The organism is Rhodococcus sp. P4_E4, from assembly GCF_056401575.1.
Map to the genome: position 1 here is coordinate 131,850 of NZ_JBFUJB010000015.1, position 13,938 is coordinate 145,787.

Genomic DNA, 13,938 nt, shown 5'->3' on the forward strand with positions numbered 1-13,938 from the left:
TTTGTCTCAATTTCGGTCATTTCGGATATTTCGGGTGAAAGTGGGGGCTAGATTTCCCGAATCGGAGGTTCTTTCGCATTCCAAGTGAATCGAGACCAGCATGGCCACTGATCGGAAGGCTGTAAACAAGCGCAAAGTACGTGCATTACTAGCCGGAGGACTTGTCCTCGGTATCGGCGCCGCTGTCACCTTGGCAGCGTGGACAGACAATGTTTTCGGCGACGCGCAGTTCAAGACGGGAAGTTGGAATCTCCAGGGCAGTTTCGATGGACTGACGACCTGGGGTGAGTATCAAGTCGACGCTTCCGCCGGCCACTTCCAATTCAGCACGGGATTCAACACACTCGCACCCGGAACGACGGTATATGCGCCGGTAGCGCTACGGATCGGTCCCACGGCCAGCACTTTCGGCGCGACGGTACAACTACTCGGTGCGACGGGCGGTGATGCCGATCTCAAACCCGCCCTGCGGTACTCGGTGTATCGAGGTGTCTCCTCCACGGCCTGCACGGCGGCGGGAATTGGAGCAGGCACAGCATGGGTGGGCACGACAGCTAGTCCGGTGGCCTTGACGGCAGGTTCGGGTTCGGATGTCGCCTTGCTAGGCACGGGTGTGCCGGTCGAACTGTGCTTCGCGGTCACGCTGCCCGCCGGAGTCGACCCCTCGATCGTGTCGGGCAAGGACACCGGACGCTTGCTCTGGCAGTTCACCGGCCAGTCCACCCCCTGACGCCTGCGTGGTCACACGGCGAATGCGTCAGGTGTACGCACTGGCGGCCTCGGGACTCGTCCTGGGTATCGGTGCAACCACCGTGGCTGCCAGTTGGGTGGACAGCACGATGGGCGATGCATCGTTTCGCACCGGAACCTTCGGAATCGAGTCGAACGTCGGCGGTGGATGGTCGTCGCATGCATCCAGTGCCCCTGGCATTTTCACGTACACACCCTCGGCGCTCCTGATTCGCCCCGGTGCGTTCTCGTACGGCCCGATATCTCTTCGAACAGTGCCGGTCTCGCCGGCAGCATCCGTCACTCTGCAGGCGGCCACGGTTGCCGGCGACTCCACTCTGGCGTCGGCGCTTCGGTATCGGGTGGTCAAGTCGACGACCTGTGATGCGTCAGCCTTCTCCACGGGAACACCACAATTCGTGGTGGGAAGTGCGACGGTGTTTCCGTCGCTCTCAACTGGTTCCGCAGTCGGGGCCATCGCGCTACCCGCCGGTGGAGCGTCCCCGGGCGCCGCGGTGGCGCTGTGCTTCGAGATTTCGCTGCCCGGAACCTCGGCTAATTGGAGTAACTCGGCGTTGATCGGTAAAACGGCAACTCCCACTTGGCAGTTCAGTGCAACACCCTGAAGGAGCTGCAATGCCAACACATGCCCGGGCAACACATGCCCGGACGAAGAAGCGTTCGGTCCCCACGATCATCGGGGACTGCATCCTTCAGGTTCTCGCTGCCGGTGGGGTTGTTTGTATCGCTTTGGTGATCTGTGCCGTCGCCTTCGACATCACACTGATCATGTTCAAGACCGGATCGATGTCGCCGACCATTCCGACCGGATCTCTGGCAGTTGTGCGGGAAGTACCGGCAGATTCCGTCGAGGTGGGCGACGTCGTCACCGTCGATCGGGGAGTGTCCGAACTGCCGGTGACCCACCGGGTCGTCTCCGCTCGTACCCAGGACAACGGCATCACGATTCTCGATCTCAAGGGTGATGCCAACGCTTCGGCTGATCCCGCGGTATACGAGGTCACCACGGTCCGAAAGGTGCTCTGGCACGTTCCGGGATTGGCGCGGGTGATCGTCTACTTCTCGAATCCTCTTGTTCTGGGGGCGATCACGCTGACCATGGCCGCTTTGGTGGTTGCGGTATTCTGGCCGCGCAATACCGATGACGACGATGATGCCGAATTGGCCGAACCGAAAACCGAACCCATTCAGGTTCTTCTACCGCCGGACGGCGGGAGGCAATGAAGCGTCGCCACCTGTTCTCAGTCATCGTATTGGCAGTTGCGGTTGTTCTGGGCTCCGGTTTCTCGTCTCACCCACTGTTCGGAGAGACCGAAGCGGCGTGGACAGACTCCGAATACGTGACCGGTCCGATTTCCACCGGTTCATGGACGACGAGTGGGTACGGCAGAGGCGCCGGCGGGCTCGGGTTGTCCAGTGGCGGAATCGTGATAGATCTTTTCGGCAGTTCGATGTTCGAAGGTGTCTCACAACAGAACACGATTGGAAAGGACCTGGACACAACCAATCTTGTGGTTGCAAAGCTGCTGGGCGTCAACTCGTTGTCCCGGACCGGATCGATCTCGTCGTGCGCTGCCTACTCGGTCGGGCAGCCTGCGAGCGGCCGCTGCCAGTCGGCAATTGTTTCGGATACCGATGCGACGTCGACACTCACCTCGATGACCGTGACAGTGAACTTGCTGTCTCTACTGGGGATTGATCTGGTAAGTGCGCCGATAGTCACTGTGGCATCGCCGATTACGGCAGGGGCTGCGTGCGATACCTCGAACAGGGCATCGGTATCGGCGAGTAGCCCCACGAATCAGGTGACGGTGGGATCTCGCGTCCTCACGATTCCACAGCCTGCCGAGAACGGATCGGTGACGGTGACAGGGGCGGACGCCACTGTGAACGCCGCTGGCTTGGCGACGATTCAATACACGAACATCAAGCTCGTGAGCACGCGAACGTCCACGGCAACAACGGCGCAATCGACGCTGAGCGTGAGTCTTTCGATGGCAGCTTTTGCGATTCTGGGGGCGCAGATACTGGGCACCACAAACGTGACGTTCAATCTTGTAACGGCTCAATGCGGAATTGGCACCGCGACATACCCGGTCACGCCGCTGAGCCTCGCAACCGGATTTGCTGCGCGTGCGGTCAGCCCGACGCCTACTTCGGTGAGCGAACCCCCGTCATCGACGACTTCTTCGACCACGGCAGCTGAGACCACAGCAGCTGAGACCACAGCAGCTGAGAACACTGCAGGGATGACGACCACCGCGTCTGTGCCGACATCGACAGCAACCCCGACATCGACAGCAACCCCGACATCGACAGCAACGCCGACAACGACGGCTACACCAACCACGAGTACACCGGCTCCGGCGGACCCAATCGGGACAGTAATCCAGGGGCCCGTCGGTTCGAGTATCTCCGCCTTCACCACGGATGACGGACTCACCTGCGACGTTGCGCCTGATGCGGACTACACGAGCGAAGTTTCAGTCGAATGCTCGGACGGCACAACGGGTACGGTCCCCGGTTCTGAACTCGGCCCGAAGCCAACCGTACCGGGGGAGTACCTCAGGATCCCCCTGACGAGAGACCACGTCACCGAAGTCGTCACCCTGAAGTCAGCGACACGAAGCTGATCAGTTACGCACGGCATTGGCCATGGCGGCGAACGAGAGGGCCTGACGAGCACGGTCGAGGACAACCGCACGAGAGATGTCGATGTGCGATACCAGCGCCTCGTGGGCTTGCGGAATCTTGCCGTCCAGCACCAGTTCGACGACGGAGATGTGTTCCTCCACGGTGGCCTTCATACGGTCGGGAGTCAGGTAGTCGAACATCCGCACGGGGCGCAGCTTCGAGTTGACGGCCTGCAAGGCGTCGACCAACGCGTGGTTTCCGGACGAGGCGAGGAGCGCGATGTGGAACTCCTCGTCGAGCGTCACGAAACCGGCGTCCGGTACCGGCATCTGTTTGAGAAATGCGTACCACTTGTCGAGCTCGGAACCGAGCGCGTCTCGATCATGAGCGGGGGCCTCACCGTCGAGTACCCGACGAAGCCCGTGCACCTCGAGGAGTATGCGCAGCTCGTAGAGGCCACCCAACTCGTCGAGGTGCGGTCGGTACGGAAAGAGTCCGTGTTCGTCGCGCTCGACCAGCCCGTCGGATTCCAACTTTGCGAGCGCTTCGCGCACCGGTGTTCGCGAGACACCGTAGAGATGGGCCAGGCGTTCCTCGCCCAGTCGTTCCGAGGGCGCGATCTGACCGGACATCAGATCGTTTCGGATCGACCGGTAAACCTGTTCGCGCAGCGGCGGCCGCACACTCATGTCAGATTGCCATCGCTCGACGAACCGCCTCGGTGGACGTGGTGCCGCCCTCACCGGTCGAGGTCACGTGTCCGGCCGCGAGAATGCTGTAATGCTGAGCAGATTGGAGCGCGAAACCGATGTGCTGCTCGACGAGGAGGACACCGAGATCGCCGCGCTCGGTGAGTTCCATGACGGTTCTTTCGATTTCGGCGACCACGTTGGGCTGAATGCCCTCGGTTGGTTCGTCGAGGATGAGGATCTTGGGCTCGGTGATCAAAGCGCGGGCGATGGCAAGTTGTTGGCGCTGCCCGCCGGAGAGAAGTCCCGCGCGACGGTCGAGGAGTGTGGTGAGCGCGGGAAACAGATCCAATGCCTCTGCGATGAGTGCCTTTCCGCGTTTGCGCCCGTCGGCGACCACCCGAAGATTCTCGGCAGTTGTCAGTTGTCCGAACGACTGCTGACCCTGCGGTACGTAGGCAAGTCCGCGAGCGACGCGGGCGCTCGGCCGTAGTCCGGTGATGTCCTCACCGTTCAGAAGTACCTTTCCCCGCGTAGGTTTGATCAGACCGACGGCGGCGCGCAGCAAGGTGGTTTTACCCGCACCGTTGTGACCCATGACTGCCGCAACCCCGTCACTGGGAACCAGTAAGGATACGCCGTGGATTACTTCGGTGCGTCCGTAGCCGGCGCGGATGTCGACGAGCTCGAGCATGATTCAGTCCTCCGGGGTCGGTTCGGTGTCGGCGCCGAGATCGGTTCCGGCAGCGGCTGTGCCGAGATAGACCTCTTGCACCTTGGGGTCGGCTTGAACCTCCGCCACAGTTCCTTCGGCGAGTACTTTCCCAGCGGCGAGCACTGTGACGGACGTGGCGAACGATCGCATGAAGTCCATGTCGTGCTCGACCACGACGACGGTTCGTGCACCGCCGATGCGACGCAGAAGGTTTCCGGTCTCCTCGCGCTCCTCCAGGCTCATCCCAGCGACGGGCTCGTCGAGTAGTAGCACGGAACAGTTCTGCACCAACAACATTCCGATTTCGAGCCACTGTTTCTGCCCGTGCGCCAGAATGCCCGCGGGAGTGTCTCTGAGGTGCTCCAAGCCGGTTGTCTCCAGAGCCTCCTCGATCTCGGGGAGCACACCTTTGCGCCTTCGGAGCAGGTTCCACGCCGAGCGACCGGCTCCCGCCGCGATGTCGAGATTCTGCAGCACCGAGAGTTCTTCGAAGACGCTTGCCGTCTGGAAGGTTCGCCCGACGCCGAGGCGGGCGATCTTGTGAACCTTCTTGCCGAGCAGTTGCTCGCCGGACTTCGTGATCGAACCCGTCGCGGGAACGAGTCCGGTGATGGCGTCGACCAGCGTTGTCTTTCCAGCCCCGTTCGGGCCGATGAGAAACCTGAGGTCGCCCTGCATGAGGGTCAAGTCGACGCCGTCGACGGCCTTGAAACCGTCGAAGCTGACCGAAAGGTTCCGTACTTCGAGGTACTCGGACGACATTCCGGCGTTGCCGCCCAGTGCCGGTGTGGGTTCGCTGGTGGCGGTTGTGTTGGTCATGACGACACCTCCACTGGTTCGGGTTGGGAGACCTTGACCGGCGGGTCGGCCGGGGTCTCACGCTTCTTGCGGTGGCGCATCAGGGCGAACAATCCGGCCACACCTGCCGGGAAGAACCCGACCACGACGATGAACATCAACCCTTGTGCGTAGATCCATCCCGAAGGGAGTTTCTCCGAGAATGTCGACTGCGCCCAAGCGACGCCGATCGCACCGAGTACCGGACCCAGAAGCGTTGCGCGGCCACCGATCGCGACCCCGATGAGGAAGGCGATTGACGGAACGATTCCGACGTCGGCGGGGGAGATGATGCCCACGATCGGAACGAAAAGCGCACCGGCGATACCGGCGAGGAACGCCGCGGTCACGTAGGCGACCAGTTTGATGTTCGCCGGATCGTATCCGAGGAAACGTACGCGCTCCTCTTGATCGCGGACGGCGACGAGGAGTTCGCCGTATCGGGAGTTCATCAGCTGGCGAATCAGAGCGACCGATGCGAGAAGAACTCCGGCGGCGATGAAGAACAACATCTGCTTGTTCGCCGGATCGTTGAGGTTGAAACCGAAGAACGTGCGAAAGCGGTTGAGGCCGTTGCTGCCACCGATCGACTGCTGGCCGATCAAGAGGATCGCGAAAGCCGCGGCGAGTGCTTGCGAGAGGATCGCGAAGTATGCGCCCTTGACTCTCCGCTTGAACACACCGAGTCCGAGGAGAAAGGCAACAGCGCCAGGCAGGAAAAGGATGGCGAAGATCGCCACGAATGGCGAGGCGAACGGTTGCCAGTATCCCGGAAGTTCTGTTTTGCCGGCGATGGACATGAAGTCCGGGACCGCGTCGCCCTTGAGTTCGGCATCGGCGATCTTGAGGTGCATCGCCATCACGTACGCGCCGATTCCGAAGAAGACGCCCTGGCCGAGCGTGAGCATTCCGCCTCTGCCCCAAGCCAAGCCGATGCCGACAGCGACTATGGCGAAGCACAGGAATTTGGCCAACAGTGACAGCCTGAAGTCCGAGAGCACAGCCGGAGCGATGGCGAACAGCACGATCGCGGCAAGTGCAAAACCGCCCCACACCCGAATTCGGGAATTGTTCAGGATGCTCATACGAGGCTCCTCGTCTTGACTGCGAACAGGCCCTGCGGCCGAACTTGAAGGAAGACGACGATGATGACGAACACGATCACCTTCGCGATCGACGCCGTCGTCGAGTACTCGATGAACGAGTTCAAGATGCCGAGGGCGAAGGCCGCGATCACGGCTCCCTTCATCTGACCGAGACCGCCGACGACAACAACCAGGAAGGCGTCGATCAGATAGGACTGGCCGATGGTCGGGCTGGTGGAACCGATGAGCGTCAACGCGACACCCGCGACGCCGGCGAGTCCGGAACCGAGGAAGAAGGTCGTGATGTCCGTACGACGAGAGGAGATTCCGCTCGTCTCGGCCAGATCGCGATTTTGCACGACGGCCCGGATGCGTCTACCCATCGACGACTGCTTCAGCGCGACCGAAAGCGCGATCACCGCTGCGATCGCCAACACCAGAATGAAGATGCGGGTTTTCGGTACCACGGCGCCGAAAATATCGACCCCGCCCGAAAGCCAGCTCGGCGCCGAAACATTGACTGCCGGCGCGCCGAAGATGTCGCGCGCCAACTGCTGAAGAATCAATCCGACGCCGAATGTCACCAACAGGGTGTCGAGGGGTCGGTGGTACATCCGCGATACCAGGACCACTTCGAGCACGACACCCATCAGTCCGCCGACGACAAAACCGACCAGCAGAGAAATGATCAACGATCCCGTTGCATTCGAGATCACCTGCTGCACTACGTATGCGGTGTACGAGCCGGCCATGATGAACTCGCCGTGTGCCATGTTGATGACACCCATCTGCCCGAACGTGAGAGACAATCCCAACGCTGCCAACAGGAGAATCGATCCGATACTCAAACCCGTGAACAACTGTCCGATCACAACATCCATGACAGACGCTCCACCTCTCTACTCGTCGATTCCGTCAATTCCGCCTTTCGTCGATCAGCTGCCGAGTCCCTCGGCCCAGGGGTAGTTCTTCAGGTACGGATCCGGCTCGATCGGCTGTCCCGAATCCCAGACCGTGTAGATCAGTCCATCGGAACGGATTTCGCCGATTCGGGCAGTCTTGGTGATGTGGTGGTTGTCGCCGTCGATGGTGACGAGTCCTTCGGGTGCCTGGAAGGTCACACCGTCGGCGTTGTCCTGAATATCCTTGACCGCAAACGAGTTGGCCTTCTCGACGGTGTTCTTCCAGAGGTAGACGGAGGTGTATGCCGCTTCCATCGGATCGGACGTGGGCTTGTCCTGGCCGAACTTCGCCTTGTACGCCTCGACGAACTTCTTGTTCTCGGGTGAGTCGATGGTCTGGTAGTAGTTCCACGCCGTCAGCTGGCCTTCGACGTTCTGGACTCCGATACCGCCGACCTCTTCCTCGGCAATGGAGACGGAGACGACGGGCATGTCGGCGGGCTTCAGGCCGACATTCGAGTATTCACGGAAGAACGCGACGTTGGAATCACCGTTGAGTGTGTTGAACACGGCATCGGCGTCGGCTGTGCGGACCTTGTTCACGATGGTGGAGAAGTCGGTCGAGCCCAATGGCGTGTAATCCTCGCCCTTGATCTCGATGCCGTTCGCTGCCGCGTAGGCCTTGATGATGCGGTTGGCGGTCTGCGGGAACACGTAGTCGCTGCCGACCAGATACAGCGACTTGACGCCCTTCTCCTTCAGGTAATCCAGAGCCGGGATGATCTGCTGGTTGGTCGTTGCACCCGTGTAGAAGATGTTCTTCGAATCTTCCAGTCCCTCGTACTGGACCGGGTAGTAGAGCAAGGAGTTGTTGTCCTCGAACACCGGCAGCATGGCCTTGCGGCTCGAGGAAGTCCAGCCACCGAAAACTGCTGCGACGCAATCGCTGCTGATCAGTTTCTCGGCCTTCTCGGCGAACACTGTCGGCTCCGACGCGCCGTCCTCTGCCACGATCTGGATCTTCTTGCCCAGCACACCGCCGGAATCGTTGATCTCCTGCACCGCCAACGAGATGGAGTCGCGGACCGTCACTTCACTGATGGCCATGGTGCCCGAGAGTGAATTCAGAGAACCGACCTTGATCGTGTCCCCCGAGGTGTCGACGCACGACGTAGCCGTCGAATCTCCCGATGCGGTGTCTGTCGCCTTGCTTCCGCAGCCGGTGAGAACCAAGCCCAGCGCGGCGAGAGCGGCCGGCGCGGCAAGGGTGCGCTTCGAGAAGGTTCGCATGTACGGGCCTTTCGTGTCGATGGCTCTGGCAGACAATGGCTCTGACAGATCTGTATCCGGAGTGCGTATACAACGCTGTATTCGTCGAGTGCACAGAGTAGGTGGAAGTTGTTGCGGTGGAATGACTGTCGGTGACAAGTGTGTGTCCGGTGTTTCGATTGGATGTCCAGGACCTCACACCGCAGGTCAGCGAGGGTGCGGTGTTAGCATCGACGAGAAATTGATCAAGCACTCGCTTGACGATCGGAACGTCGGAAGGATCTTCTCGTGCGCTCGACCCGACGGGACGAAATACTCGCTCATGCGGCCAAGCTGTTCAGTGAGCGGGGAATCGCCGCGACGACGGTACGCGACATCGCCGACGAAGTCGGGATTCTCTCCGGCAGCCTCTATCACTACTTCGACTCCAAGGATGCGATAGCCAACGAGATCGTCGTCCGGTTTCTCGAAGACCTCAACGTCAGGTACGAAGACTCGATCGAGTCGGGAGGTTCGGCCCGAGATCGCCTGGCAACGATGGTCTCGGTGTCTTTTGCATCGGCGGTGGATCACCCGTATGCCACGGAGGTCTATCAGGGAGAAGCCATACTTTCGTCGCAACCGGCGGACGCGCCCATCACCATCTTGGTTCAGAAGGCACACAGCTACTGGCGATCGGCTATCGCTCGCGGAATTGCCGACGCGGAGTTTCGGGAAGACATCGATCCCGAACAGTTTCACCGTCTCCTGCGTGAATCCGTCTGGTCCACCGTCGCGCAGTATCGCCCGCAGCTTTCCGAGTTGGCGGATGATCTGCAGCGCAATCTGATTTCGGTTTTCCTGGACGGCTTCGCCGCACGTTCCGTCGACGGCGAGCCGGTGGCACGCATTGCGCAGCGCACGACGAAGAAGGAAGCGCAGACCGTATCTCCTGCCTCCGAATTTGCCGAACTCCGCTCTGACTCCCAAATGGCCGAACTCCGTTCGGACGTCGACGAATTGAAGTCCGTCATTCGCGAACTCAGCTCCTCGATCCGGCAGCTGCAGAAGCCGTAACACCGCAGTTCCTACGCGTGTAGTTCGAATTTTGACTATCGGTGTGACCCAGTGCATACTTCTGTCCACACTCATAAATCAAGCGCTTGTTTGATTTACCAAGCAGAGTTTGGACGGGAGATTGATGTGAGACTCGGAAAGGCGATTGCCGTCTGCGCGGCAGTGGTCCTCGGGGCGAGCGCGTGCGCATCTGCCGGTGTCATTCCCGAAGACACCATCGTCATCGGTTTGGACGAGGACTCCACCGGGCCCGGTGCGTCGTACAGCACGATCGCCGGCAAGACCGTGCGTATGACTGTCGACCTGATCAACCAGGCCGGCGGAATCAACGGCAAGCAGGTCGAATTGGTTGTCGAGAATGACGAGAGCAGTCCCACCAAGACCCCGTCGATCATTCGGAAGTTGGTCGATCACGGATCAAGTGCGGTCATCCTCGCCACCGGCAGCGGGTCGGTGCTGCAGGCCAAGTCGATTCTCCAGCAGTCGAAGATTCCCGCGATAGCTCCGGTCGTTCTCAGCGACGCCTTTGCCTCGGCGCCCGACAACGACTTCTCGTTCATGATTCCGAACTCGTTGAAGCAGTACGCCCAGGTGTACTGCGGGGCTTTCGAGAAGATGGGGTACAAGTCCCTGGGAATTCTCGGTGACGCGAGTGCGTCCATCGACGGAATCATCAAGACCCTGCGGCCGGCGCTCGAGAAGTGCGCGAGAGTGACGGGCGTTGAAAAGGCGCCGGTCGATGCCGCGGACATCACCGCACAGGTCTCACGTCTCGCGGAAACCGAACCGGACGCGATTCTGGTCGCCAGTATCGGCGGGCACTTCGAAATCCTCGCGCACAACACCTTGTCGAAGATCACCCCACAGACGCAACGCTTCTCACTCGCTTCCATCGGAAACCAGCCCGCATCTTGGGCTTTGGCGGACCCGAAGGCGTTGAGCGGCATGGTGTACATGGGCTCGCTCAGTGAGAACAACCCGAGAACCGCCGAACTGCGTCGCAAGGTGCAGGCGGTGAAGGGGCCTGATTATCAACTGACCGCCTACGACGCACAGGCGTACGACGCCGTCATGATGTTGGCCGAGGCAATCGAAATTGCCGGCGACCACCGAGATCGGACGGCCGTTCGTGATGCTCTTCAACAGGTTTCGGCACTTCCCGCCAGCTTCGGCCAGGACGGATTGACACTGTCGTTCTCCTCGCAGGATCACCTGGCTCCGGACAGCCTCTGCGGACTGGTGCTCGTCGAATTCGGTGAGGACAACAAGCCGGCCCATCCGTGGGATTCCTACCAACCCCCGTGTGGATAACCGAGGAGCCTTGACATGACAGACGCACAACTGTGGCTCGCTGCCATCGAGATCGGTGCATTCTTTTCACTGATAGCCCTCGGAATGTATCTCGTGGTGGTCGGCGCCGATTTCTTCAATTTTGCGATGGGTCCGTATGCGATGGCTGCGGCCATGGCGTCGAGTTGGGTCGCGATCAATTACGGGCTCGCTCTCTGGATTGCCATGCCGCTAGGGATCGCGGTAGCGGTGGCGCTGTCGATCCTGACGGAAAAGCTTGTGGTCAAACAGGTTCAGAAGCGATCGGGTCGTGGGGAACTACCGGCGTTGGTGGCTGTGACCGCAGTACTGTTCGGGATCCAGCAGCTCGCCGGCACTGTCTTCGGCCGCACACCACTTCCCGGGCAGAAGATCTTCGACTTCGATCCGATATCGGTGCTCGGTGCCACCGTCGACAGTTCGACCGTTGTACTCGTCGTCGGAACTGCCGGGATCTTCGTCGGTATCGGACTGTGGCTGAACCGGTCCACCTCGGGCCGTCTGCTTCGCGCCGTCGGCGACAGTCCGGATGCCGCCCGCGTCCTGGGCTTGCCGGTGGATCGGGTACGCCTCATCGCGTTCACCCTCGCGGGTGTGATCGCCGCCGTCGCCGGACTTCTGTTCGCTCCCAAGGCCGGTGTTCAGTTCACGAGCGGTCTGTCATGGACGCTGACGGCATTCATCGCACTCGTCATCGGTGGTACCGGCCGGAGTTGGGCTCCGCTGATCGGCGGAATGGTGTTGGGCGTCGTCCAGGTATTCGCCCCGTACTACTTCGGTGCGAGTGCTGCTCAAACCGCGATTCTGTTGATTGCCCTGGTGTTCTTCGCTTTCCGTCCGGAAGGCTTGCTCTCGAGGAAGGTTCGCGTCTGATGGCCTCGCTTTCTACCAGTCCGCTGACGTCAAATCCGCCCACTCCGGCCGGCAGTTCCCGGACGAGGATGCTCGCTGTGTCACGGGAAGCGCTGATCACCGTGGTCGTGGTCGCTGCCGTGCTGCTGTGGATGGGGCCGAGTCTGTACCGACAGGATCTGGTGTTCCTCGCTGCGACGTATTCGCTGATCGCCCTCGGCATGTACGTGCCATTCGTGCTCGCGGGATCACTGTCGATGGCGTACAGCGCGTATGCGGCGATCGGCGCGTATGCCGTTGCGCTGATCTCGGTTCGGACCGGGTTGTCGATGTGGTGGGGATGGATTCTCGGCGCCCTCGCCGCTGCAGCGGTTGCAGTACTCCTCAGCTTGGCAACGCAGAAACTCTCCGGCTTCTACCTTGCCGCTGTGACCTTGTTGTTCGGTATCGCTTTCGAGCACTGGTTGATCGACGGGCCGAGTTTCACCGGCGGGTCGGCCGGGGTCTCGGGCGTCGAGACTGTGACGATGTTCGGCTGGGAGCCACCGCGCTACGCATTGGTCGTGTTCGCGATCTTGTTCGTGTGTCTGATCGCGGTCGCTGTCGATCGACTTCGGAAATCGGTGTGGGGGCTGATGTTGCAAGCTGCCCGCGACAATCGTAATGTCGCACGGTCTTCCGGCGTCAATCCTGCGCACCTGACCGTTGTGGCGCTGGCGATCGGTGCCGCGATCGCGTCGACCGGCGGATCGCTGTTCACCGTGTCGGTGCAAGCTGTCACTCCTGAAACCTTCACTCTCAGTATTGTTTTCCTTGCAATCTTTATGCCGATCATCGGCGGTCGCGGCTCGGCGTGGGGTGCTCCGCTCGGTGCATTGATCGTGGTGATCGTGACGCTGAACATGCCCGGCTACCAGGGAAGCGGCGAACTCCTGCTTGCCGGAGCCGTCCTGGTGATCCTCATCGTGGCGCCTGGTGGGGTGATCGGGTGGAGTCAGAACGTTCTGGGTCGAATGAACCGTCTGTACAAGGAGCGTGGCAATCGATGACTCGGCTACTCGAAGTGAGCGGGCTCCACAAGTCCTACGGCGGCGTCCGCGCTGTCGACGATGTCTCGTTCAGCGTCGGACCGGGAGAGGTGATCGGCCTGGTCGGCCCGAACGGGGCAGGCAAGACCACACTGGTGGACTGCATCTTCGGCACACAGCAAGCAGACTCCGGAACCGTCGCGCTCGCCGGTGCTCCCTTGACCGGGCCGTCGGAGCGCCGTGCACGGCAAGGGCTCTCGCGCACGTTTCAACATCCGCAGCTCGCGGCGGAACTCGACGCCGTCGACAACATCATCCCGGGACTGTACGGGCACAAGATCACCTCACCTCTGCACTCGCTGTGGTGGGCGATCAAAGGACCTTTCGAGAACTGGGACCGGACAGCACAGCGGGCCCGGGAGATTGCTGCGCGATACTCGGTCACCGACGTCGAGAGTGCTTGCGGGGATCTCAGTTTGGGGGCGCAGCGTCTGGTCGAGGTGGCGCGGGCGATGGCGACCGAACCCGATGTTCTCCTGTTGGACGAACCGTTTGCCGGCGCGGATCACGACGGCATCGCTGCCATCTCCGGTGCCGTGCGATCGATTGCCGCGCAGGGCAAAGGAGTAGTCCTGGTCGATCACAACGTCGATCTCATCGCGGCGCTCGCCACCAAGATCGTGCTGCTCAATTTCGGATCAGTGGCGTTCTACGGACCACCGCAGGAGTGCTTGGCCAGCGACGCGATGCGAGAAGTCTATTTCGGTTCCGAATACGAGGAAGGCGCCTGAC

16 protein-coding genes are annotated in these 13,938 nt (G+C 61.0%); 8 read left to right on the forward strand and 8 right to left on the reverse strand.

The genetic code is table 11. The features are described from left to right. Positions 1 to 100: 100 nt before the first annotated feature. The 3 genes from AC1DVN_RS17335 to AC1DVN_RS17345 are packed head-to-tail and all read left to right on the forward strand — an operon-like array spanning position 101 to position 1,974. Positions 101 to 730, forward strand: coding sequence for a SipW-dependent-type signal peptide-containing protein (locus AC1DVN_RS17335; RefSeq protein WP_019744453.1), 630 nt, complete (start codon positions 101 to 103; stop codon positions 728 to 730). A 7-nt stretch (positions 731 to 737) separates the two neighbouring features. Then, positions 738 to 1,355 (forward strand): hypothetical protein, encoded by a 618-nt coding sequence (locus AC1DVN_RS17340; RefSeq protein WP_020906724.1) that lies wholly within the window; start codon positions 738 to 740, stop codon positions 1,353 to 1,355. Positions 1,356 to 1,365: 10 nt separating this feature from the next. Beyond that, a complete protein-coding gene (locus AC1DVN_RS17345) occupies positions 1,366 to 1,974 on the forward strand; it encodes a signal peptidase I (protein ID WP_030535532.1) in 609 nt (202 codons plus the stop codon). Positions 1,975 to 2,326: 352 nt separating this feature from the next. On the opposite strand, the gene AC1DVN_RS17350 is transcribed toward AC1DVN_RS17345, so the two are convergent. The 8 genes from AC1DVN_RS17350 to urtA form a co-directional block, all read right to left on the reverse strand. Beyond that, on the reverse strand, positions 2,327 to 2,548 hold the full coding sequence (locus tag AC1DVN_RS17350) for a hypothetical protein (RefSeq protein WP_125461331.1): 222 nt from the start codon (positions 2,546 to 2,548) through the stop codon (positions 2,327 to 2,329). Positions 2,549 to 2,815: 267 nt separating this feature from the next. Further along, positions 2,816 to 3,193, reverse strand: a complete 378-nt coding sequence (locus AC1DVN_RS17355) for a hypothetical protein (protein WP_139148511.1) — start codon at positions 3,191 to 3,193, stop codon at positions 2,816 to 2,818. A 190-nt stretch (positions 3,194 to 3,383) separates the two neighbouring features. After that, positions 3,384 to 4,073, reverse strand: coding sequence for a GntR family transcriptional regulator (locus AC1DVN_RS17360; protein WP_020968890.1), 690 nt, complete (start codon positions 4,071 to 4,073; stop codon positions 3,384 to 3,386). A 1-nt stretch (position 4,074) separates the two neighbouring features. Next, positions 4,075 to 4,767: an urea ABC transporter ATP-binding subunit UrtE gene (gene urtE / locus AC1DVN_RS17365; protein WP_003941544.1), complete on the reverse strand. Its 693-nt coding sequence runs from the start codon at positions 4,765 to 4,767 to the stop codon at positions 4,075 to 4,077. 3 nt (positions 4,768 to 4,770) lie between these two features. Further along, entirely contained in the window at positions 4,771 to 5,607 is an 837-nt protein-coding gene (gene urtD / locus AC1DVN_RS17370) for an urea ABC transporter ATP-binding protein UrtD (RefSeq protein ID WP_019744448.1), read from the reverse strand. Continuing rightward, entirely contained in the window at positions 5,604 to 6,710 is a 1,107-nt protein-coding gene (urtC, locus tag AC1DVN_RS17375) for an urea ABC transporter permease subunit UrtC (protein ID WP_020906728.1), read from the reverse strand. The genes urtD and urtC overlap by 4 nt, the downstream gene beginning before the upstream one ends. Next, positions 6,707 to 7,591 (reverse strand): urea ABC transporter permease subunit UrtB, encoded by an 885-nt coding sequence (urtB, locus tag AC1DVN_RS17380; protein WP_003941514.1) that lies wholly within the window; start codon positions 7,589 to 7,591, stop codon positions 6,707 to 6,709. The genes urtC and urtB overlap by 4 nt, the downstream gene beginning before the upstream one ends. Before the next feature lie 54 nt (positions 7,592 to 7,645). After that, the gene (gene urtA / locus AC1DVN_RS17385; RefSeq protein ID WP_019744446.1) at positions 7,646 to 8,902 is read right to left on the reverse strand and encodes an urea ABC transporter substrate-binding protein; all 1,257 of its coding nucleotides are present in this window, start codon (positions 8,900 to 8,902) and stop codon (positions 7,646 to 7,648) included. A gap of 267 nt (positions 8,903 to 9,169) precedes the next feature. Here urtA and AC1DVN_RS17390 point away from each other — a divergent pair, with 267 nt between their 5' ends. From AC1DVN_RS17390 to AC1DVN_RS17410, 5 genes are all read left to right on the forward strand, one after another. Then, positions 9,170 to 9,937 (forward strand): TetR/AcrR family transcriptional regulator, encoded by a 768-nt coding sequence (locus AC1DVN_RS17390; protein WP_477847276.1) that lies wholly within the window; start codon positions 9,170 to 9,172, stop codon positions 9,935 to 9,937. Between the two features lie 126 nt (positions 9,938 to 10,063). Continuing rightward, entirely contained in the window at positions 10,064 to 11,248 is a 1,185-nt protein-coding gene (locus AC1DVN_RS17395) for an ABC transporter substrate-binding protein (RefSeq protein ID WP_019744444.1), read from the forward strand. A 15-nt stretch (positions 11,249 to 11,263) separates the two neighbouring features. Continuing rightward, the gene (locus tag AC1DVN_RS17400) at positions 11,264 to 12,139 is read left to right on the forward strand and encodes a branched-chain amino acid ABC transporter permease (protein ID WP_046378187.1); all 876 of its coding nucleotides are present in this window, start codon (positions 11,264 to 11,266) and stop codon (positions 12,137 to 12,139) included. Between the two features lie 68 nt (positions 12,140 to 12,207). After that, positions 12,208 to 13,167 (forward strand): branched-chain amino acid ABC transporter permease, encoded by a 960-nt coding sequence (locus tag AC1DVN_RS17405; protein WP_170320399.1) that lies wholly within the window; start codon positions 12,208 to 12,210, stop codon positions 13,165 to 13,167. Beyond that, positions 13,164 to 13,937 (forward strand): ABC transporter ATP-binding protein, encoded by a 774-nt coding sequence (locus AC1DVN_RS17410; RefSeq protein WP_029254813.1) that lies wholly within the window; start codon positions 13,164 to 13,166, stop codon positions 13,935 to 13,937. The genes AC1DVN_RS17405 and AC1DVN_RS17410 overlap by 4 nt, the downstream gene beginning before the upstream one ends. Position 13,938: the final 1 nt, after the last annotated feature.

Bases quoted from the DNA above. Each gene is read 5' to 3' on its own strand.
- AC1DVN_RS17335 (WP_019744453.1), top strand. From the start codon at position 101: ATGGCCACTGATCGGAAGGCTGTAAACAAGCGCAAAGTACGTGCATTA.
- AC1DVN_RS17345 (WP_030535532.1), top strand. From the start codon at position 1,366: ATGCCAACACATGCCCGGGCAACACATGCCCGGACGAAGAAGCGTTCG.
- AC1DVN_RS17360 (WP_020968890.1), bottom strand. From the start codon at position 4,073: ATGAGTGTGCGGCCGCCGCTGCGCGAACAGGTTTACCGGTCGATCCGA.
- urtE (WP_003941544.1), bottom strand. From the start codon at position 4,767: ATGCTCGAGCTCGTCGACATCCGCGCCGGCTACGGACGCACCGAAGTA.
- urtD (WP_019744448.1), bottom strand. From the start codon at position 5,607: ATGACCAACACAACCGCCACCAGCGAACCCACACCGGCACTGGGCGGC.
- urtC (WP_020906728.1), bottom strand. From the start codon at position 6,710: ATGAGCATCCTGAACAATTCCCGAATTCGGGTGTGGGGCGGTTTTGCA.
- urtB (WP_003941514.1), bottom strand. From the start codon at position 7,591: ATGGATGTTGTGATCGGACAGTTGTTCACGGGTTTGAGTATCGGATCG.
- urtA (WP_019744446.1), bottom strand. From the start codon at position 8,902: ATGCGAACCTTCTCGAAGCGCACCCTTGCCGCGCCGGCCGCTCTCGCC.
- AC1DVN_RS17400 (WP_046378187.1), top strand. From the start codon at position 11,264: ATGACAGACGCACAACTGTGGCTCGCTGCCATCGAGATCGGTGCATTC.
- AC1DVN_RS17405 (WP_170320399.1), top strand. From the start codon at position 12,208: ATGCTCGCTGTGTCACGGGAAGCGCTGATCACCGTGGTCGTGGTCGCT.
- AC1DVN_RS17410 (WP_029254813.1), top strand. From the start codon at position 13,164: ATGACTCGGCTACTCGAAGTGAGCGGGCTCCACAAGTCCTACGGCGGC.